The organism is Curtobacterium poinsettiae, from assembly GCF_025677645.1.
Lineage (GTDB): Bacteria > Actinomycetota > Actinomycetes > Actinomycetales > Microbacteriaceae > Curtobacterium > Curtobacterium poinsettiae_A.
In genome coordinates this window covers 1432512-1451944 of record NZ_CP106879.1, presented here as the reverse complement: position 1 = coordinate 1451944, position 19433 = coordinate 1432512, and the positions used below count along the sequence as shown (strand labels likewise).

Here is a 19433-nt window from a genome sequence, read left to right as displayed (position 1 = left end):
AGGCGGCACAAGGGTCTGTGCGATGAATCGAAACACGCTCGTAACGAATGTTGCATAGCGTCACTTCCGTTGTCCCAACCAGTCGCCCGAACGGCTAGCCTGTCGCCACCGACAACGCCGTCCGGTCGGACGGCCGCACCCAGAGGTCACGAACCACATGCTCGCCTTCATCGCAAAGCGGATCGTCAACTACATCGTCCTGACGATCGTGGCGACCACGCTCGGGTACATCCTCGCCAGCACGACGCTCAACCCGGCGGCCCGGTTCCTGGGGCGCAACCCGGCCGTGCCGCAGGGCACCATCGAGGCGTCGCTCCGCAAGCTCGGCGCCGATCCGGACACCCCGCTCCTGGTCCGCACCTGGGACTGGTGGGTCGGTCTGGTGACGCACGGCTCGCTCGGCATGAGCACCCGCGGCACCGAGGTGACGGCCGACATCATCGCCCGCTCCGGCACGAGCCTGCGGCTGCTCGTGATCGGCACGCTGCTCGGCGCGGTCCTCGGGGTGCTCCTCGGGGTCTGGAACGCGGTCCGGCAGTACCGCACCTCCGACCAGGTCTCGACGTACCTGTCGTTCGCGGTGCTCGCCACCCCGACCTTCGTCATCGCGGTCGTGCTGATGATCCTCGCGACCACGCTCAACCAGGGCGTCGGGACGCAGGTGATCCGGTTCACGGGCGAGTACACGCCGGGGGTGACCGGGTTCTTCCCGGTGCTCGGCGACCGGCTCGTGCACCTGTTGCTACCGACGATCTCGCTGACGATCGGTGCCGTCGCCACGTACTCGCGCTACCAGCGCTCGGCGATGCTCGACGTGCTGTCGAACGACTTCATCCGCACCGCACGCTCGAAGGGCCGCACCCGCGGGTCGGCGATCATGCGCCACGGCGTGCGGGTCGCCCTCATCCCGATGTCAACCTTCTTCGCGTACTCGTTCGGACTCATCCTGACCGGCGCGAGCATCACCGAGCTGGTCTTCAGCTGGCACGGGATGGGCGAGTACTTCGTCCAGAGCATCAGCAACAACGACATCAACGCGGCATCGGGCACGATCCTCTTCACAGCGATCCTCGTGCTCATCGCAGGGACCCTCGCGGACCTGCTGTACGCCGCGCTCGACCCGCGAGTGAGGGTGTGACCCGTGTCTGTTCTCGACCCCACGACCACGACCACCGCCGGTGACCCCGGCGACGGCAACGCCGGGACGCCGGCGCACGTCATCGAGGTGACGGGCGGCCGCACCCCGCTCTGGCGCAAGGTGTTCGGCACCTGGCGCGCGCGCATCGGCGGCAGCGCCCTGCTGCTCATCATCCTCTGGGCGTTCCTCGGCCCGTACCTGTACCACTGGAACGCCGTCGACTCGGACGGGCTGGCGTTCGGCATGCCGCCGAGCGCCGCGCACTGGTTCGGCACGAACGACATCGGCCAGGACATCTACGCGCAGACCCTGGTCGGCCTGCAGAAGTCGCTGCTCATCGGCCTGATCGCCGGGCCGGCAGCGACCCTGATCGCCGGCATCGTCGGCGCGATCGCCGGGTACTTCGGCGGCGTCACCGACCGGCTGCTCGTGTGGGTCATCGACCTGCTGCTCGTGATCCCGTCGTTCTACGCGCTCGTGCTGCTCAGCCCGGTCTTCAAGAACCTGACGTGGGTGGCCCTCATCGTCGGCCTCGCGGTGTTCAGCTGGATGGTGATGGCCCGCGTGATCCGCGGCCAGACGATGTCCCTGCGCGAGCGCGACTACGTCAAGGCCGCCCGGTTCATGGGCGTCCCGGCGTTCACGATCATCCGCCGGCACATCCTGCCGAACGTGGCGTCGCTGCTCATCATCGACGCCACGCTCGGCGTCGGCGCCGCGATCCTGGCGGAGAGCTCGCTGAGCTTCTTCGGCTTCGGCATCCAGATCCCCGACGTCTCGCTCGGCACCCTGCTCGCCGCCGGCAGCCAGTCCGCCGTCACCCGACCGTGGCTGTTCGTCCTGCCCGCCGCGACCCTGGTCGCGACCGTGCTCTCGACCAGCCTGCTCGGCGACGCCCTGCGCGACGCCATCGACCCCACCTCCGGAGCCAACCGTGACTGAGCCGCTGCTCACCGTGTCCGACCTGTCGGTCACGTTCAACCCGAAGACCAAGCCCGTGTACGCGGTCCGGGGTGTCGACTACTCGGTGGCCCCCGGTGAGTTCCTCGGCATCGTGGGCGAGTCGGGTTCCGGCAAGTCGGTGTCCTCGATGGCCGTGATGGGTCTGCTGCCGTCGTCCGCCCAGGTGCAGGGCAGCATCCGGTTCGACGGGCAGGAGCTCGTCGGCAGGAACGACCGCGAGATGTCGGCGCTGCGCGGTCGGGACATCGCGATGGTGTTCCAGGACCCGCTGTCCGCCCTGACGCCGGTGTACACGATCGGCCAGCAGATCATCGAGGGCCTGCGCCTGCACGACCGCTCCCTCACCCAGCACGCCGCACGCACCCGCGCCGAGGAACTCCTGCGCATCGTCGGCATCCCGAACCCGGCGCGACGACTCGACGCGTTCCCGCACGAGTTCTCCGGCGGCATGCGACAGCGCGCGATGATCGCCATCGCCATCGCGAACGACCCGAAGCTGATCATCGCCGACGAGCCGACCACGGCGCTCGACGTGACGATCCAGGCGCAGATCCTCGACGTGCTGCAGACCGCCAAGGACATGACCGGCGCGGCCGTCGTGCTCATCACGCACGACCTCGGCGTCGTCGCCGGCAACGCCGACCGCGTCGCCGTGATGTACGCCGGCCGGATCGTCGAGACGGCGCCGGTGCTCCCCCTGTTCCGCGAGCCGGTGATGCCGTACACGATCGGGCTGCTCCGGTCGATGCCGAACATGACGTCCGCCCGCACCGAGCGGCTCGTCCCGCTCGACGGCCGCCCGCCCCTGCTCACGCAGAAGCCGACCGGCTGCCCGTTCGCCGACCGCTGCCCCGCCGTCATCGACGCGTGCCGCGACGGCGAACCCGCCCTCGTCGCACCGTCGGTGCCGCAGAGCGCCGACAACCCGGTCCTGACCGGTGCCGTCCAGACGATCGGCAACGGCACCCTGCTCGACGACCACACCGCCGCGTGCATCCGTCGCGACGAGATCGCCGCGGGCACCCTCGAGCGCTCGGAGATCTTCCCCCGCCCCGAGGACGTCCCCGAGGCAGCGGTCGACCACGGCGACGAGGTCGTGCTCGAGCTGCAGGACGTCGTCAAGACGTTCCCGCTCACCAAGGGTGCGCTGTTCCGTCGGCAGATCGGCGAGGTGCACGCGGTGGACGGCATCTCCCTCACCCTCAAGCGCGGGCAGGTGCTCGGCCTGGTCGGCGAGTCCGGCTGCGGCAAGACGACCACCATCATGGAGATCCTCGAGCTCGCCGGTGCCCAGCACGGCACCATCCGGGTGAACGGCGTCGACACCGCCTCGCTGTCCAAGAAGGACCGTCTGGCACTGCGCCGCGACATCCAGGTCGTGTTCCAGGACCCGATGGCGTCGATCGACCCCCGCCTCGACATCGGCTCGGTGATCGGCGAACCCCTCACCGTGCACGGCGTCGCGAAGGACGAGATCCGCCGGCGGGTGCGCGAGGTGCTCGAGCTGGTCGGACTCGAACCGAGCTACATCGACCGGTACCCGCACGAGTTCTCCGGCGGCCAGCGGCAGCGCATCGGCATCGCCCGTGCGCTCATCGTCGAGCCGAAGATCCTGGTGCTCGACGAGCCGGTCTCCGCGCTCGACGTCTCCGTGCAGGCCGGTGTGATCAACCTGCTCGAGGACCTCAAGCACCGCCTCGGGCTGTCCTACCTGTTCGTGGCGCACGACCTGTCCGTGGTCCGGCACATCGCCGACGACGTCGCGGTCATGTACCTCGGCCGCATCGTCGAGTACGGCGACGGCGACGCGGTCTTCTCGAACCCCCAGCACCCGTACACCCGGGCCCTGCTGTCGGCCGTGCCGGTTCCGGACCCGATGGCCGAGGCCGCCCGCGGGCGCATCCTGCTCGAGGGCGACCTGCCCTCCCCCACGGAGCGCATCGACGGCTGCCGCTTCCGCACGCGCTGCCCGCTCTACCAGCTCCTCGACGAGGGCCGGCAGGAGCAGTGCCGCACGATCGACCCGGGTCTCGAGCCCGTGCACGGCCGCGGTGTCGCCTGCATCCAGACCGACCAGGAGCACCTACTCACCGAACGGGTCGGCGCGGTCGTCTGACGACGCCGGTCACGTGCACCGCTCCAGATCGTGAGCAGGAATGGTCGGGTCCCGTTCGCCGACTCGACCATTTCTGCTCACCGAGCGCGGCAGTGGACGTGACCAGCAGACGGACGGGAGGCCCGGCGCGCGTCGTGCGCCGGGCCTCCCGTCCGTCCCGTGGTCGCGATCGCGAGCCGCGTCAGGCTCCCAGCCACAGGCTGAGCAGCGAGGCGGCGAGCAGCGCCAGCGCGGCTGCGCCGACCGCCAGGGCCGGCACGTCCCAGCCGCGCACGGCGTCGCCGGCGCCGGCACCGGCACCGTCGCGGTGCTCGGACCAGCGGTCGAGCAGCACGGTCATCTCGTCCGGCTGCCGCAGGACCGCCCGCTCACCGCGCCGGGCCGGCTTGGGCCGCGGCAGCGACGGGCCGCCCCAGCACTGGATCTTCCGGCCGGCGACCGTCTCGATCACGATCTGCCAGCGGAGCCGGACGTCGGCGACGGCCGGCCAGGGCACCAGGGTGCGGCGGAGCGGGTTGACCACGGTGACCGCGCGCTCGTCGATCACGATGCAGGGGCGGTAGGTCAGGACCCAGAGCGCCCAGACGAGCACGGCGATCGGGCCGGCGGCACGGAGGACGACGTCCCAGCTCCCCCGGAACGCCGCATCGCCGAGCAGGAACAGCCCCAGGACGGCGACGAGGCCGGACGCCACCGCACCCCCGCGACCAGCGCGGAGGACGACGGGGCGTCCGGCCTCGTTCGTGTCCAGGTGGATCAGCGTCCGAACTCGAACCCGGCGCCGGGGATGGCGGCCAGGAGGTCCTTCGTGTACTGCTCCTTCGGGGCGGCGAAGACCTCGTCGGTCGTCGCCTTCTCGACGATCTGCCCACGTCGCATGACGCACACGTTGTCCGCGACGAGGCGGACGACCGCGAGGTCGTGGGTGATGAACAGGTACGTCAGGCCGAGCTCGGTCTGCAGCTCGGTGAGCAGGTCGAGGATCTGCCCCTGCACGAGCACGTCGAGCGCGGAGACGGCCTCGTCGAGGACGATGACCTCCGGCTTGAGCGCCAGCGCGCGGGCGACGGCGATGCGCTGTCGCTGGCCACCGGACAGCTCGTTCGGGTAGCGGTTCACCATCGACTTCGGCAGCGCGACCTGGTCGAGCAGCTCGAGCACCCGGGCACGACGCGAGGCCTTGTCGCCCACCTTGTGCGTGGCGAGCGGCTCGGCGATCGTGTTCCCGACGTTGTACATCGGGTCCAGGGAGCCGTACGGGTCCTGGAACACCGGCTGCACGCGGCGGCGGAAGTCGAAGAGGTCCTTGCCCTTCAGCGCGCCGATGTCGATGCCGTCGAACTGCACGGTGCCGCTCGTGATGCTCTCGAGCTGCAGGACGAGCTTGGCGACGGTCGACTTGCCCGAACCGGACTCGCCCACGAGCGCCGTGGTGGTGCCCTTCTGGATCGAGAACGACACGTCGTCGACCGCCTTGAGCTCGCGCGTGGCGAGGTTCTTCCCGCGCAGCTTGTAGACCTTCTCGAGGTTCTTCACCACGATGAGGTCCTCGGCCGGACGGTGCTCGCGCTCCTGGGCCCGGGCGATCAGCTCGGCGTCGTCGGAGCCGGCGTCGGCGATGTCGACGCGCTCGTGCTGCACCTTCGACTGGATGCGGCGGCTCGCGAGCGAGGGCGCCGCGGCCACGAGGCGCTGCGTGTACGGGTGCTGCGGGTTGGCCAGGATCTCCTTCGAGGGACCGGCCTCGACGACCTGGCCCTTGTACATCACGACGAGCTTCTCGGCTCGCTCGGCGGCGAGACCGAGGTCGTGCGTGATGAACAGCACCGAGGTGCCGAAGTCGCGGGTCAGGCTCTCGAGGTGGTCGAGGATGACGCGCTGCACCGTGACGTCGAGCGCACTCGTCGGCTCGTCGGCGATGAGCAGCTGCGGGCGGCTCGACAGACCGATGCCGATGAGCACGCGCTGCCGCATGCCGCCGGAGAACTCGTGCGGGTACTGCTTGAGTCGGGTCGACGCGTCGCCGAGCCCGGCCTCCTTGAGGACCTCGATCGCGCGGTCGCGGACGGCCGCCTTGCCGGTGGCCATGCCGTTCGCACGGATCGCCTCTTCGACCTGGAAGCCGATCGACCACAGCGGGTTGAGGTTCGACATCGGGTCCTGCGGGACGTAGCCGATCTCCTTCCCACGGATCTCGGACATCTCCTTGTCGCTCAGCCCGACGAGCTCGCGCCCGTTGAACTTGATCGAACCGCCGGTGACCTCACCGGTGCCGGGCAGCAGCTTGATGATCGCCTGGGCGCTCGTCGACTTGCCGGAACCGGACTCGCCGACGATGGCCAGGCGTTCGCCCTGCTCGAGGGTGAGGTTGACGCCGCGGACGGCCTGCACGAGGCCGCTCTGGGTCTTGAAGCCGACCTGCAGGTCGGTGATCTCGAGCAGCGGCGCACCGGTACCACCGGTGCGGCTGCTGTTCGGCTGGGTCAGTGTCTCGCTCATCGGCGGGCCCTCGCCTTCGGGTCGAGCGCGTCGCGCACCACGTCACCGAGGAGCAGGAACGCGAGCACGGTGATGGACAGGGCTGCCGACGGCCAGAAGATCGTCGACGGGTTCGTGCGGATCGAGGTCTGGGCGGTGCCGATGTCGAGGCCCCAGCTCAGCGCCGACGGCGGCAGACCGATGCCGAGGAACGACAGCGTGGCCTCGGCCACGATGAACGTGCCGAGCGACACGGTCGCGACCACGATGACCGGAGCGAGCGAGTTCGGGATGACGTGGCGCACGAGCGTCCGGAACCGGCTGACGCCCAGGGCTGCCGACGCCATGACGTAGTCGGCCTGCTTCGCGCTCAGCACGGCACCACGCATGATGCGGGCGATCTGCGGCCACGCGAACGCAGCGAGGACGAGCGCGACGGTGATCGCGTTCCGCGCGGGGATGACCGACATGATCACGATCGCGCCGAGGACGGTCGGGATCGAGAAGAAGATGTCACCGATGCGGGACACGATCGTGTCGAGCCAGCCGCCGTAGAAGCCGGCCAGGGAACCGATCACGATGCCGATGACGGACACCAGGATCGTCGCGACGATGCCGACGATGAGCGAGTTTTGGGCACCCCAGATCACGCGGGCGTAGACGTCCGAGCCCTGACGCGTGAAGCCGAGGATGTGCCCGGCCTCGGGTCCGCCGTCGCTGTTGTCGAGGTTCGACGCCCGCGGGTCGACGTGGGCGAAGAGCCCCGGGAAGACCGCGACGACGATGATCAGCAGGATCAGGATCGAGGAGATCCAGAACGTCGGACGGGTCCGCATGGACTCCCACGCGTCGGTCCACAGGGAACGGGTCTTCTCGTCCTCGTTGACCTGGTCGACCGCCTGCAGTGGGGTTTCTTCGAGCGGGGCGACGTAGTGCGTCGCCGAGCGGGGTGCGGCGTTACTTGGCATAGCGGATCCTCGGGTCCAGGACGGCGTAGAGCAGGTCCACCAGGAGGTTGGCGAGCATGAAGATGATGACCATCACGGCGACGAAGGAGACCACCGTCGGGCCCTCGCCGAGCTTGACGGCGCGGAACACCGTGCCGCCGACACCGTTGATGTTGAAGATGCCCTCGGTGACGATCGCGCCGACCATCAGGTTGCCGATGTCGACACCCAGGTAGGTCACCACGGGGATGAGCGAGTTCCGGAAGATGTGCACGCCGACGACACGACGACGGGGCAGACCCTTGGCCGTGGCGGTCCGCACGAAGTCGGCGCTCATGTTCTCGGCGACGCTGGCCCGGGTCAGACGCACGATGTACGCGAACGAGACCGAGGCGAGGACGATCGCCGGCAGGACGAGTTCGCTCCACGGCGCCTCGCCGGACACCGTGACCCGGAACAGTCCGAGCTTGATGCCGAAGACGTACTGCAGCACGAACCCGACGACGAAGGTCGGCACCGAGATGAGCAGGAGCGACACGACGAGCGCGGTGGCGTCGAACAGCTTGCCCTTGCGCAGACCCGCGATGACGCCGACGACGATGCCGGCGACGGCCTCGAACACGAGCGCGAGGATCGCCAGGCGCGCGGTGATCGGGAAGGCCGATGCGAGCTGCTGGCTGACGGGCAGACCCGAGTAGGTCACGCCGAGGTCGCCGCGGAACACGCCGCCGATCCAGAGCAGGTACTGCACGATGAACGGCTTGTCGAGGTTGTACTGCTGACGCAGCGTCTCGATGACCTGCGGCGACGGCTGCCGGTCGCCGAACAGCGCGGCGATCGGGTCGCCGGGCAGCGAGAAGACCAGGAAGTAGATGAGGAACGTGGCCCCGAAGAACACGGGGATGAGTTGCAGGAGGCGCTTGCCGAGGTACCAGAGCATCAGATCACTGCCCGGTCCGGAGCGATGTCGATCAGGTTCATTGTGGTGAGGGGTGGACGGTCCGAGGGTCGGCACGGATGTCCGGTGCGGGAGGGCGCCCGCTGTGTGGGGGTGTTGTCACCGTGGTACGGGGGTTCGGGGACCTGTGCGGCCCCCGAACCCCCGTCCGGTGATCGCGAAGCAGGATACCTGCTCGCGCTTCGGTCTCTAGGAGACCTGGATCAGTTGTTGACCTCGATGTCGTAGTACAGCGGCACCGAGTTCCAGCCGAACTTCACGTTCGAGACGTTGTCCGCGTTCCAGACACCGGTCACGTTGGAGTACCAGAGCGGGATCTCGGGCAGGTCTTCGAACAGGAGTTCCTGAGCCTGGTCGAAGGACTTGTTGCCCTCTTCGACGGTCGCAGCCGAACGGCCCTTGGCGAGCAGCTCGTTGTACTCCTTGGAGTCGTACCGCGAGTAGTTGTTCGACGAGCCCTCACCCATGGTCGGGCCGAGGAAGTTGTACAGCGACGGGTAGTCGGCCTGCCAACCGGTGCGGCTGCCGCCCGTGAGCTTGTCGTTCGTCTGGAGGTCCAGGGCTTCCTGGAACGTCGGGATCGCGTTGCCCTCGGCCTTGATGCCGAGCGTGTTCGAGATCGAGTTCGTGACCGCGGTCACCCAGGCCTCGTGGCCACCATCGGCGTTGTACGTGATGGTGAGCGTGTCGTCGTACTTCGAGATCTTGTCGGCCTCGGCCCAGAGCTTCTTGGCCTCGGACTCGTCGTAGTCCAGGACGTCCGAACCGTCGAGGTCGTCGTTCCAGCCGGCGATCACCGGGGAGGTGAAGTCCTTGGCCGGGGTGCGGGTGCCGTCGAAGATCTTGTCGGTGATCTGCTTGCGGTTGATCGCCATCGAGACGGCCTCGCGACGCAGCTTGCCCTCTTCACCCTTCCAGTGATCGAGGTAGTAGGGCAGGTAGATCGCCTGGAAGATCGCGGCGGGCTGGTTGACGTTCGAGTCCGGGAAGTCGGACTTGTAGGTCTTGAAGGCGCTGTCCGGCACGGCGTCGAGGACGTCGAGGTTGCCGCCCTGGGCGTCGGAGTACGCGGTGTCCTGCGAAGCGTAGAACGTGATCGTCAGACCACCGTTCTTCGGCTTGCGCTTGCCCTCGTAGTCCTTGTTGGTGACGAGCTTGATGGACTGGTTGTGCGTCCAGGCCTTCTTCCCGTCGAGCTTGTACGGGCCGTTGCCGATCGGGTTCTCACCGAACGCCTTGGTGTCGTCGTAGAACGCCGACGGCAGCGGCACGAACGCCGAGTAGCCGAGCGACAGCGGGAAGTCGGACTGCGCCGACTTCAGCGTGACGGTGAACTCGTCGTCGTCCACGACCTTGAGGCCGGTGAGCTCGGAGTCCTTGTCGGCGTTGTAGCCCTCGATGTTCTCGAAGAAGTAGCTGGCGCCCTGGGCGTTCGACTTCTGGGCTGCCCAGTTCCACGCCTTGGTGAACGACTCGGCCGTGACCTTCTCGCCGTTGGTGAAGGTGTAGTTGGTGTTCAGCGTGATGTCGAACGTCTTCGAGTCATCGGTGTCGATGCTCTTGGCGACCTCGTTGACCGGCTTGCCGTCGGCGTCGTACGAGACGAGGCCCTCGAAGAGCGAGTCGATGATCTTGCCGCCACCGGTCTCGGTGGTGTTCGACGGGATCAGCGGGTTCTGGGGCTCGCTGCCGTTGGTGGTGACGATCCCGGACGCGTTCGCCGAGCCCGAGCCACCCCCGTCGGAGCTGTTGCTGGAGCAGGCGGTCAGGGCGAGTGCTGTGGCCCCGAGCACGGCGAGGGCTGAGAGCCCGGCGCGCTTCTTGATCAAGGTTCCTCCTGGTGCATGGGACGCGCAGGGCACAGCGGTGTCGCCCGGGCGCGTTTGACCTTTGCACTGTAGGCAAGGTGAACAGCGGCGTCCAAACCCTGGAGCGAACGGTTACACGCCGGTAACCAACTTGCACGATCCTTGCGAGAAGATGCAACATTCGCGCGCCTGCCGGTGAAGGGTGCGTTTTTGTTGCATCCGCATGAAATCCATTGCACTGCGTCACACTTCTGTGCAAGTCGGGGGACGGCCGAGCATCGCTCAGGGGTACGGCTTGCGGGCTGCGCCGAGCGGGGAGGACCCGCCGTGGTTGGCTCGCCGAGTGGTCACGAACTGTCGGTCGGCACGGGTTCTGACGACGGTTCGTGACCGGTCGGCGGAACTGAACGGGGTGTCGTGACCACCCGGGACGCGGCCGTGCCCCGTCCGACCCCCGCCGGACACGACCGCGCCCCGCCCGGAGGACCGGACGGGGCACGAGGCGCTCGGCGACGGAGCGCACGGCGACGATGGGGTGTCGGCGCCGGTCGGGATCAGGCGAAGGCCTCGATCGGCGGGCAGGCGCACACCAGGTTGCGGTCCCCGTACGCCTGGTCGATCCGACGCACCGGCGGCCAGTACTTCCGGCCGCTGATGCCCGGCAGCGGGTAGACGGCCTGCTCCCGGGTGTAGGCGTGTGCCCAGTCCCCCGAGATCACCGACGAGGCGGTGTGCGGCGCGTGCACCAGCGGGTTGTCGTCCGCCGGCCACTCTCCGCGCTCCACCGCCGCGGCCTCGGCCCGGATCGCGAGCATCGCGTCGACGAAGCGGTCGAGCTCGGCGAGGTCCTCGCTCTCGGTCGGTTCGACCATGAGCGTGCCCGCCACCGGGAACGACATCGTCGGGGCGTGGAACCCGTAGTCGACCAGGCGCTTCGCGACGTCGTCCACCGTGATGCCGGTGGTGTCGCGCAGCGGGCGGAGGTCGAGGATGCACTCGTGCGCGACCAGTCCGTCGTCGCCCGTGTACAGCACCGGGAACGCGTCGCGCAGGCGAGCCGCGATGTAGTTCGCCCCGAGCACCGCGGCCTCGGTCGCATGGGTGAGGCCCTCGAGCCCCATCATCCGGACGTACGTCCACGTGATCGGCAGGATGCTCGGGCTGCCGTACGGCGCGGCACTGACCGGGCCGCCGGCGTGCGCCAGGCGGTCGTCCGCCTCGGCGGCGGTCGCACCGGAGCGCCGGTCGGCCTGCTGTGCGAACGGGTGCCCGGGCAGGAACGGTGCCAGGTGCGCCTTCGCGGCGACGGGTCCCACGCCGGGGCCGCCACCGCCGTGCGGGATGCAGAAGGTCTTGTGCAGGTTGAGGTGCGACACGTCGCCGCCGAAGTCGCCGAAGCGGGCGTGCCCGAGCAGCGCATTGAGGTTCGCGCCGTCGACGTAGACCTGACCGCCGGCGTGGTGCACGGCGTCGCAGATCTCGCGGATGTCGTGCTCGTAGACGCCGTGCGTGGACGGGTACGTGATCATCAGCGCCGCGAGGGTGTCGGCGTTGGCTTCGACGCGGGCCCGGAGGTCCTCGAGGTCGACGTTGCCGTTCTCGTCGCAGGCCACCACGACGACCTGCATGCCGGCGAGCACGGCGGACGCGGCGTTCGTGCCGTGCGCGCTCGACGGGATCAGGCAGACCGTGCGCTCGCTGTCGCCGTTGGCCTGGTGGTACCCGCGGATGGCCAGCAGTCCTGCGAGCTCACCCTGGCTGCCGGCGTTCGGCTGCAGGGACACGGTGTCGTAGCCGGTGACCTCGGCGAGCCACGACTCGAGGTCGCCGATCATGTCGAGGTACCCCTCGACGTCCTCGCGCGGTGCGAACGGGTGGATGTTCGCGAACTCCGGCCAGGTCACGGCGGCCATCTCGGTCGCCGCGTTGAGCTTCATCGTGCAGCTGCCGAGCGGGATCATGCCGCGGTCGAGCGCGTAGTCCTTGTCGGACAGGTGCTTGAGGTACCGCATCATGCGGGTCTCGCTGCGGTGCGCGCTGAACACGGGGTGCGTCAGGTAGTCGCTCTCGCGCTGGAGGGCGGCCGGGAGGCCCGTGGCTGCGTCGCGCACGGCGGTCTCGGTCGCGGGGACGGTCACGTCCACCGCCCCGAGCACGCCCGCGAGCGCCACGACGTCGTCGGGCGTGGTCGTCTCGTCGACGGACAGCTGGAACGTGTCGGCGTCCACGACGTGCAGCAGGTAGCCGGCGTCCTGCGCTGCCGCGACGATCACCTCGGCGCGACCGACGGCCCGCAGGGTGAGCGTGTCGAAGAAGGCGTCGTGCACGACCTCGACCCCGGCGTCACGCGCCACGGCGGCGAGCGCCCCGGTGGTCCGTGCGACCCGGCCGGCGATGAACCGCAGGCCCTCGGGCCCGTGGTAGACCGCGTACATCGAGGCCATCACGGCGAGCAGGACCTGCGCGGTGCAGATGTTGCTCGTCGCCTTCTCGCGGCGGATGTGCTGCTCGCGGGTCTGCAGGCTGAGGCGGTAGGCCATCTGACCGTCGGCGTCGAAGGACACCCCGACCAGGCGACCGGGGAGCTGACGCTCGAGGCCGGCGCGCACGGCGAGGTAGCCGGCGTGCGGGCCACCGAAGCCGAGCGGGACGCCGAAGCGCTGGCTCGTCCCGACGGCCACGTCGGCACCCAGGTCACCGGGGCTGGCGAGCAGGGTCATCGCGAGCAGGTCGGCGGCGACGACGGCGATGCCGCCACCGGCGTGGACCCGCTCGATGACGGACGACGGGTCGACGATGCGGCCCGAGGCGCCCGGGTACTGCAGGATGACGCCGAACGCGCCGTCGAGCTGGTCGTCGCTCGGGCCGTCGGCAGCGTCGAACGCGCGCAGCGTGATGCCCACGGCGTCGGCACGGTGGTCGAGCAGTGCACGGGTCTGCGGCAGCAGGTCGGCGTCGACGAGGAACGCGTCGCCCTTGACCCTGGACGCGCGGCGGGCGAGGAGCATGCCCTCGACCACGGCGGTGCCCTCGTCGAGCATCGAGGCGCCGGCGGTGGCCATGCCGGTCAGGTCGGACACCATCGTCTGGAAGTTGATGAGCGCTTCGAGGCGGCCCTGCGAGATCTCCGGCTGGTAGGGCGTGTACGCCGTGTACCAGCTCGGGTTCTCGAGCACGTTGCGCTGGATCACCGCGGGCGTGTGGGTGCCGTGGTAGCCGAGGCCGATCATGGCGCGGCGGACGGTGTTGCGGCCGGCCTTGGCGCGGAGTTCGGCGAGCGCCTCGGTCTCGCCGACGGCGGCCGGGATCACCGAGTCGGCGACGGGGCCGACGTGGATGGACTCCGGGATCGCCGCACGGACCAGCGCGTCGAGCGACGGCTGTCCGACGACGTCGAGCATGGCCTGCTGGTCGGCGGGGGTGGTGCCGATGTGGCGGTCGGCGAAGGACGTCTGGAGGTTCTCGAACGCGGTCATGCGATGGAGGCCCGGTACGCGTCGTGGTCCATCAGGTCCTCGGGGAACGAGGTGCCGTCGACCTTGATCTTCACGAGCCAGCCAGCACCGAACGGGTCCTGGTTGACGGTGTCGGGGGTGTCGACGACGGCGTCGTTGACCTCGACGACCTCGCCCTCGATCGGGGCGAAGAGCTCGCCGACGCTCTTGGTCGACTCGATCTCGCCGATCTGTGCACCGGCGGTCGTGGCGGTGCCGACGGCGGGGAGCTCGACGTAGACGACGTCACCGAGCTGCTCGGCGGCGTGGTCGGTGATGCCGACGGTGACGGTGTCGCCCTCGACGAGCAGCCACTCGTGGTCGGCCGTGTACTGGAGTGCGGTCTGGTCGGTCATGGGGTCAGCCTTTCGAGGCGCGGCGGTAGAAGGGGAACGCGGAGATCGTGCTGGGGACGGCAGTCCCGCGGACGTCGATGTGGAGGGCCTGTGCCCCGTCCGACACGGCCGCGAGCGCGGCGGGGTCGACGAAGGCCATCGCGACGGGGTGGCCGAGCGTCGGCGAGAGCGCGCCCGAGGTCACGGTGCCGACGACCGTGCCGTCGAGCACGACGTCGTAGCCGGCGCGGGGAGCGCGGCGTCCCTCGGTCACCAGGCCGACGAGCACCCGGGCGTCCGCGGACGGGGTGACGCCGGCAGCTCCGACGAAGTCGCCGTCCTTCGCGACGACGCGGCCGAGGCCGGCCTGGGCCGGACGGACGTCGGTGCCGAGTTCGTGCCCGTACAGGGGCATGCCGGCCTCGAGCCGCAGCGTGTCCCGTGCGGCGAGCCCGGCGGGGACGACCCCGCGGTCGGCACCGGCCTCGAGCAGGGCGTCCCACAGCACGGGGGCGGTGTCCGGGGCGGAGTAGACCTCGAAGCCGTCCTCGCCGGTGTACCCGGTCCGCGCGACGAGCACGTCGGCACCGTCGAACAGCGCGTGCAGCACGCGGTAGTACCCGAGTTCGTCGAGCGGGGTCTCGGGCTGCAGGCGGTCGGCGACGACGAGCGCGTCCAGCGTGCCGGCAGCCGCGGGGCCCTGGATCGCGACGAGGGCCGTGGTGTCGGAGTCGTCGGAGACCTCGACGTCGAACCCGTCGGCACGGGCGGTGAGCGCGCTGACGGCGACGTCGCGGTTGGCCGCGTTCGCGACGACCAGGAAGACGTCGTCGTCGGTCCGGTACACGACCAGGTCGTCGAGGATCCCGCCGTCCTCGGCGAGCAGCAGCGAGTACTTGGCGCGGCCGATCGGCATCGTGCCGAAGGACCCGGCGAGCGCGTGGTCGAGGAAGGCGACGGCGTCGGTGCCGGTCACCCCGATCTCGGCCATGTGCGACAGGTCGAAGACCCCGGCGGCCTGGCGCACGGCGTGGTGCTCGGCGAGGTCCGACGAGTAGCGCACGGGCATGCGGTACCCGGCGAAGTCGGTGAAGGTCGCACCGGCGGCCTCGTGCACGGCTTCGAGCGGCGACGAACGCTGACCCGGCGTGGGCAGTGGGGACGGACTCATGGCGGAGTTCTCCTGGCATCGGCAGGGCCCGGCGACGATCGCCGGGTGGAACTCCCCCTCTGTCATGGGCCTGAGAGTTTCACCGCGGCCCGTGAGGTCCGGCGGCTTTCACCGTGGGCGAGACGACCGAGCGTCTGCTTTTCAGAGTGGCCTGTCCGCTGCGGTGTGGGACCTGAGAGATTGACGGGGGGATTGCTCCTTCGGTGCCGTGCGTGCGCCCGAGGGCGCGGTGTACCCGAGGGCACGACGTACCCGGAGGTACGTGCACGGCGTCTCCCGCGACGGATGAGCGGCCGGTGTGTTCAGTTGTCCGCGACGAGCATACCGAGGCCGCGTTTCGAGCGTGTGTCGCGAACGGCCGTTCGACATCTCGTAGAATGCGGGGATGGCCGGACAACGATCGCGCCCCCGCGGGCAGCTGGAGCAGGCGGTGCTCGACGCACTCCGCTCCGCCGACGCCGGGCGCACCGCACGCCAGGTGCTCGACGCGTTCCCGGAGCCCCGCCCCGCGCTGACGACCGTCCTCACCGTGCTCGACCGGCTCGGCCGCAAGGGCCAGGTGGAACGCGAGCAGCACGACGACGCTCCCCTGACGTTCCGCGCCGTGCACAGTCGCGACGAGCAGACCGCCTCCCTGATGTCGAGCGCGCTGGCCGCATCGTCCGACCGCGAGGCCGCGCTGCTGCGGTTCACCGGCTCACTCGCCTCGGACGACCTCGAGGCCCTGCGCCGCGCCCTCGACGCCCGCGCCCGCTCCTGACCGGCCGCGCACCGTGGTCGTCGCCGGCATCGCGCTCATCGTCCTCGCACTCGCGGTGGTGGTGTTCGCACCCCGGGTCCTGACCCGTTCCGCCTGGACGATCGACCTGCCCCGCACCGCGCTGGTCTGCTGGTCGGTCGCGGTCCTGCTCGGCGTCGTCGGCTTCGTGGCCGGCATCACCCTCGTGGTGCTCGCCGACCGTCCGGTCACCGAGCTGTTCGGCGGGGACGACTCCCCCACGCACGGCTTCAACGTCGGCGTCGCGCTGCTCGCGGTCGTCGCGTTCGTCGTCGCGGTCCGGGTGCGCCCCGGTCCGGAACACGAGGCCGTCCGGCAGGCGATGCGTTCCGGCGTCGCCCCGCACCGCGAGATCGACGGCACCCCCGTCGCCGTCGTCGAGGCCGACCACGCACTGGCGTGCGCCGTGCCGGGTCGGAGCGGTGGCGTGCTCGTCAGCACCGGCTTGGCAGACCGGTTGCGCACCGACGAACTGGAGGCCGTGGTCGCCCACGAACGCGCCCACCTGACCCAGCACCACGCGGCTGCGGTCGCGGTCGCGGAATCGATCGAACGTGCGGTCCCGTGGGTGCCCGGCGCGCGCGCGATGGCGCGGTCGACGCGTGTGCTCGTCGAGTTCGCCGCGGACGACGCGGCGGCCCGTCGCGTCGGACGCGACGCACTGCGCCGGGCGGTGCTGGTGGCGGACGGGAGCAGCGCGCTCGGGGCGATCCGTGCCTCCAGGCTGTCGTAGCGCCCCTGTCGGAGGCGAGGAATAGGGTGTCAGCACCGTGAAGCCACTGACCGAAGCCGACATCCGATCGTCGTTCGTGAACGCCACCCCCGACGAACTCGCACAGCTGCCCATCCCCGGCCTGCACGAGACGCTCTGGGACGAACGCGAGTTCCTGGGCTGGCGCGACCCGCAGGCCGCCCGCCGCGGGTACATCGTGTCCTGGATGGACGAGCGCCCGGCGGGCATCGTCGTCCGGTCCGCCGGTGGCTCGCTGCGCCCCGGCATCGCCGCGATGTGCTCGTTCTGCCACTCGCCGCAGCCCGCGACCCAGGTCCGGCTGTTCTCCGCAGCGCGTGCCGGTGAGTCCGGGCGCAACGGCAACACGATCGGCACCTACATCTGCGAAGACCTCGGGTGCCCGATGCTCATCCGGACCGCGCCGCCGCACCTGAACCCGCCCGCGACCATCGCGATGCGTGGCGCCTCCCTGCTGCAGCGCGTGCAGAACTTCACCGCGGACATCACCGGGACGGCGTGAGCCGGTTCGGCACCGCCCGCTGGGCCGTGGTCGAGGAACTCGGCGACGGGCGGTGGCGGCTGACCCTGCGGGACGAGGCTGACGACGAACTCGGCGCGTTCGGCCTGGGCGTCGAGGGGCCGTGGGACCCCGACGTCGAGCCGCACGTCGGGTTCGTGCTCGTGCAGCTCGGCCTGACGGTGCGCGGGGCTCGGCCGTGGCGCATCGACGAGCTCGGCGACCACCGGGCACCCGTGCTCGCGCTCGGCTGAGCGAGGACGCCCGACCGGCGTCCACCCGCGCAGCCGGTCCGCTCGGTCAGTCCGCGGCGACGAAGTTGCGCAGGATCTCGCGGTCGTCGTCGGCGCGCATCGCCCAGGCGAGCTCGCTGCGGTGGTCGCTGCCCTCGAGCGGCAGGAGCGCCACGGTGTCGGGTGCGGCGAGCGCGGCACTCTCCGGCACCACCGTGACACCGAGGCCGACCCCCACCAGGTGCAGCACGGTCGCCCAGGTCGTGGCCTCCTGCACGATGACGGGACGGCGACCACCGGCGGTGACCGGTGCGAGGTTGCGCTCGGTCGCGAGCGAACCGGCCACGGCGGGGAAGAACACGAACGGCTCGTTCACGAGCTCGGTCCCGCGGATGGCCGCACGGCCCGCGAGCCGGTGTCCACGCGGGACCGCCGCGACGAAGGCCTCGGACCGGAACGGCAGCAGCCGCACGGCGGGGTCCGGGTCGGCATCGCGGACGACGGCGAGGTCGAGCTCGCCGCGGACGATCCGGGCGAGCAGGGTCGACGAGTACCCCTCGGTCAGGTCCACCCGGACCAGGGGGTAGCGCTCCCGGAACGCCTGCACGCGTTCGATCGGACCGAGGGGCAGCGCGGAGACGACGAACCCGACGTCGAGCCGACCGATCTCGCCCCGGCCGACCCGCACCGTCTCGTCGAGGTCCCGCCGCACCTGCCCGAGCAGCGATCGCGCACGGCCCTGCAGCACCCGGCCGGCGGCGGTGAGCGCGACGCTGCGGCTCGTGCGGACGAACAGGTCGACGCCGAGCGCGCGCTCGGTCCGCCGGATCTGCTGGGACAGCGCGGGCTGCGCGATGCGGAGTCGCTCGGCAGCCCGACCGAAGTGCAGTTCGTCGGCCACGGCCAGGAACGCGCGGAGCTGACGGAGGTCGACGTCCGGTTCCCGATCCATGCACGGAGCTTATCGATCGAAGCGAACGAGTATTGGACGTGACCTCATCGTGGTCCGAGGATGGAGCCATGCCCGAAGCGACCTCCACCGTCACCATCGCCGACCTCGCCACCCCCGCGGACGCCGAGGCGTTCCGCACCCTCAACGAGGCGTGGATCACTCGGTACTTCACCCTCGAGGATGAGGACCGCGTGTTCCTCACCGATCCCGTCGGTCGCGTCGTGGAGCGCGGCGGGGCCGTCCTGGTCGCCCGGCTCGACGACCAGGTCGTCGGCTGCATCGGCATCGTCCCGACGACGCCCGGGGTGTTCGAGCTCGTGAAGATGGCCGTCTCCCCCGATCACCAGGGGCACGGCACCGGGCGGAAGCTCATCACCGCGGCGCTCGACCGGGCCCGCGAGCTCGGCGCGCACCGCATCGACCTGGAGAGCAACGCACAGCTGGCCAGTGCCGTGCACCTGTACGAGGCGTTCGGCTTCCGGCACCTGCGCGAGGACGAGCTCGTGCCGAGCCCCTACGTCCGGGCCGACGTCCACATGACGCTCGAGCTGCACTGATGTTCAAGCCGCACTGACGTTCGAGCTGCACTGACGGCGGACCGGCCCGCTTCGGTACGCTCACGGCATGGCGACGTACGAGGTGCAGGCGGTCCGCGAGGCCGGCGCGTGGCAGGTGTTCATCGACGGCTTCATGGTGACCGAGGTGTCCCGGTGGCCGTCCGTCGGGTTCGTGGCCCGCGAGCTCCTCGCGATGGACCGCGACGACGACCTGCGCATCCGCGTCGTCGGCCGCAACCAGTACATCGACTGACC

At 70.2% G+C, this 19433-nt stretch carries 18 protein-coding genes and 2 riboswitches; of the genes, 9 read left to right on the top strand and 9 right to left on the bottom strand.

Going from position 1 to position 19433, the window contains the following annotated elements:
* The first annotated feature begins 157 nt into the window (after positions 1 to 157).
* From OE229_RS07150 to OE229_RS07140, 3 genes are read left to right on the top strand one after another with little or no spacing between them, the layout of a single operon-like run.
* A complete protein-coding gene (locus OE229_RS07150; RefSeq protein WP_262137182.1) occupies positions 158 to 1138 on the top strand; it encodes an ABC transporter permease in 981 nt (326 codons plus the stop codon).
* A 3-nt stretch (positions 1139 to 1141) separates the two neighbouring features.
* Positions 1142 to 2080, top strand: coding sequence for an ABC transporter permease (locus tag OE229_RS07145; RefSeq protein ID WP_111235438.1), 939 nt, complete (start codon positions 1142 to 1144; stop codon positions 2078 to 2080).
* Positions 2073 to 4217 carry an ABC transporter ATP-binding protein gene (locus OE229_RS07140; protein WP_262137179.1) on the top strand — a complete coding sequence of 715 codons (2145 nt, stop codon included), beginning with the start codon at positions 2073 to 2075 and terminating at the stop codon, positions 4215 to 4217. Before OE229_RS07145 ends, OE229_RS07140 begins: the two co-directional genes overlap by 8 nt.
* 181 nt (positions 4218 to 4398) lie before the next feature.
* Here the strand turns inward: OE229_RS07140 and OE229_RS07135 are convergent, their stop codons facing one another.
* The 8 genes from OE229_RS07135 to gcvT form a co-directional block, all read right to left on the bottom strand.
* Complete coding sequence (locus OE229_RS07135; protein ID WP_182065222.1) at positions 4399 to 4911, bottom strand: PH domain-containing protein; 513 nt, start codon at positions 4909 to 4911, stop codon at positions 4399 to 4401.
* 62 nt (positions 4912 to 4973) lie between these two features.
* Complete coding sequence (locus OE229_RS07130) at positions 4974 to 6716, bottom strand: dipeptide ABC transporter ATP-binding protein (RefSeq protein ID WP_262137176.1); 1743 nt, start codon at positions 6714 to 6716, stop codon at positions 4974 to 4976.
* The gene (locus OE229_RS07125; RefSeq protein ID WP_182065220.1) at positions 6713 to 7663 is read right to left on the bottom strand and encodes an ABC transporter permease; all 951 of its coding nucleotides are present in this window, start codon (positions 7661 to 7663) and stop codon (positions 6713 to 6715) included. The genes OE229_RS07130 and OE229_RS07125 overlap by 4 nt, the downstream gene beginning before the upstream one ends.
* The gene (locus tag OE229_RS07120) at positions 7653 to 8582 is read right to left on the bottom strand and encodes an ABC transporter permease (protein WP_027464553.1); all 930 of its coding nucleotides are present in this window, start codon (positions 8580 to 8582) and stop codon (positions 7653 to 7655) included. Before OE229_RS07120 ends, OE229_RS07125 begins: the two co-directional genes overlap by 11 nt.
* 221 nt (positions 8583 to 8803) lie before the next feature.
* Positions 8804 to 10429, bottom strand: a complete 1626-nt coding sequence (locus OE229_RS07115) for a peptide ABC transporter substrate-binding protein (RefSeq protein WP_182065219.1) — start codon at positions 10427 to 10429, stop codon at positions 8804 to 8806.
* 533 nt (positions 10430 to 10962) lie between these two features.
* Positions 10963 to 13884, bottom strand: coding sequence for an aminomethyl-transferring glycine dehydrogenase (gene gcvP / locus OE229_RS07110; protein WP_262137173.1), 2922 nt, complete (start codon positions 13882 to 13884; stop codon positions 10963 to 10965).
* The gene (gene gcvH, locus OE229_RS07105; protein ID WP_027464550.1) at positions 13881 to 14258 is read right to left on the bottom strand and encodes a glycine cleavage system protein GcvH; all 378 of its coding nucleotides are present in this window, start codon (positions 14256 to 14258) and stop codon (positions 13881 to 13883) included. The genes gcvP and gcvH overlap by 4 nt, the downstream gene beginning before the upstream one ends.
* A gap of 4 nt (positions 14259 to 14262) precedes the next feature.
* Positions 14263 to 15408, bottom strand: a complete 1146-nt coding sequence (gcvT, locus tag OE229_RS07100; protein WP_182065217.1) for a glycine cleavage system aminomethyltransferase GcvT — start codon at positions 15406 to 15408, stop codon at positions 14263 to 14265.
* Positions 15409 to 15457: 49 nt separating this feature from the next.
* Positions 15458 to 15559, bottom strand: a riboswitch (glycine riboswitch).
* Positions 15560 to 15697: riboswitch (glycine riboswitch) on the bottom strand.
* 96 nt (positions 15698 to 15793) lie between these two features.
* On the opposite strand from gcvT, the gene OE229_RS07095 reads away from it, so the two are divergent.
* Genes OE229_RS07095 through OE229_RS07080 form a run of 4 tightly spaced genes read left to right on the top strand, consistent with a single transcriptional unit; the run spans position 15794 to position 17690 of the window.
* Positions 15794 to 16168, top strand: coding sequence for a BlaI/MecI/CopY family transcriptional regulator (locus OE229_RS07095; RefSeq protein ID WP_182065216.1), 375 nt, complete (start codon positions 15794 to 15796; stop codon positions 16166 to 16168).
* A gap of 13 nt (positions 16169 to 16181) precedes the next feature.
* Positions 16182 to 16919, top strand: a complete 738-nt coding sequence (locus OE229_RS07090; protein WP_111092456.1) for a M56 family metallopeptidase — start codon at positions 16182 to 16184, stop codon at positions 16917 to 16919.
* 37 nt (positions 16920 to 16956) lie between these two features.
* Positions 16957 to 17439, top strand: coding sequence for an FBP domain-containing protein (locus tag OE229_RS07085; protein WP_262137170.1), 483 nt, complete (start codon positions 16957 to 16959; stop codon positions 17437 to 17439).
* Positions 17436 to 17690, top strand: coding sequence for a hypothetical protein (locus OE229_RS07080; protein WP_259580672.1), 255 nt, complete (start codon positions 17436 to 17438; stop codon positions 17688 to 17690). Before OE229_RS07085 ends, OE229_RS07080 begins: the two co-directional genes overlap by 4 nt.
* A gap of 46 nt (positions 17691 to 17736) precedes the next feature.
* On the opposite strand, the gene OE229_RS07075 is transcribed toward OE229_RS07080, so the two are convergent.
* Positions 17737 to 18621, bottom strand: a complete 885-nt coding sequence (locus tag OE229_RS07075) for a LysR substrate-binding domain-containing protein (protein WP_262137169.1) — start codon at positions 18619 to 18621, stop codon at positions 17737 to 17739.
* Positions 18622 to 18689: 68 nt separating this feature from the next.
* On the opposite strand from OE229_RS07075, the gene OE229_RS07070 reads away from it, so the two are divergent.
* Together OE229_RS07070 and OE229_RS07065 are read left to right on the top strand one after the other, a co-directional pair.
* On the top strand, positions 18690 to 19178 hold the full coding sequence (locus OE229_RS07070) for a GNAT family N-acetyltransferase (protein WP_182065211.1): 489 nt from the start codon (positions 18690 to 18692) through the stop codon (positions 19176 to 19178).
* Between the two features lie 67 nt (positions 19179 to 19245).
* Positions 19246 to 19431: a hypothetical protein gene (locus OE229_RS07065; RefSeq protein WP_110860597.1), complete on the top strand. Its 186-nt coding sequence runs from the start codon at positions 19246 to 19248 to the stop codon at positions 19429 to 19431.
* Positions 19432 to 19433 lie beyond the last annotated feature (2 nt).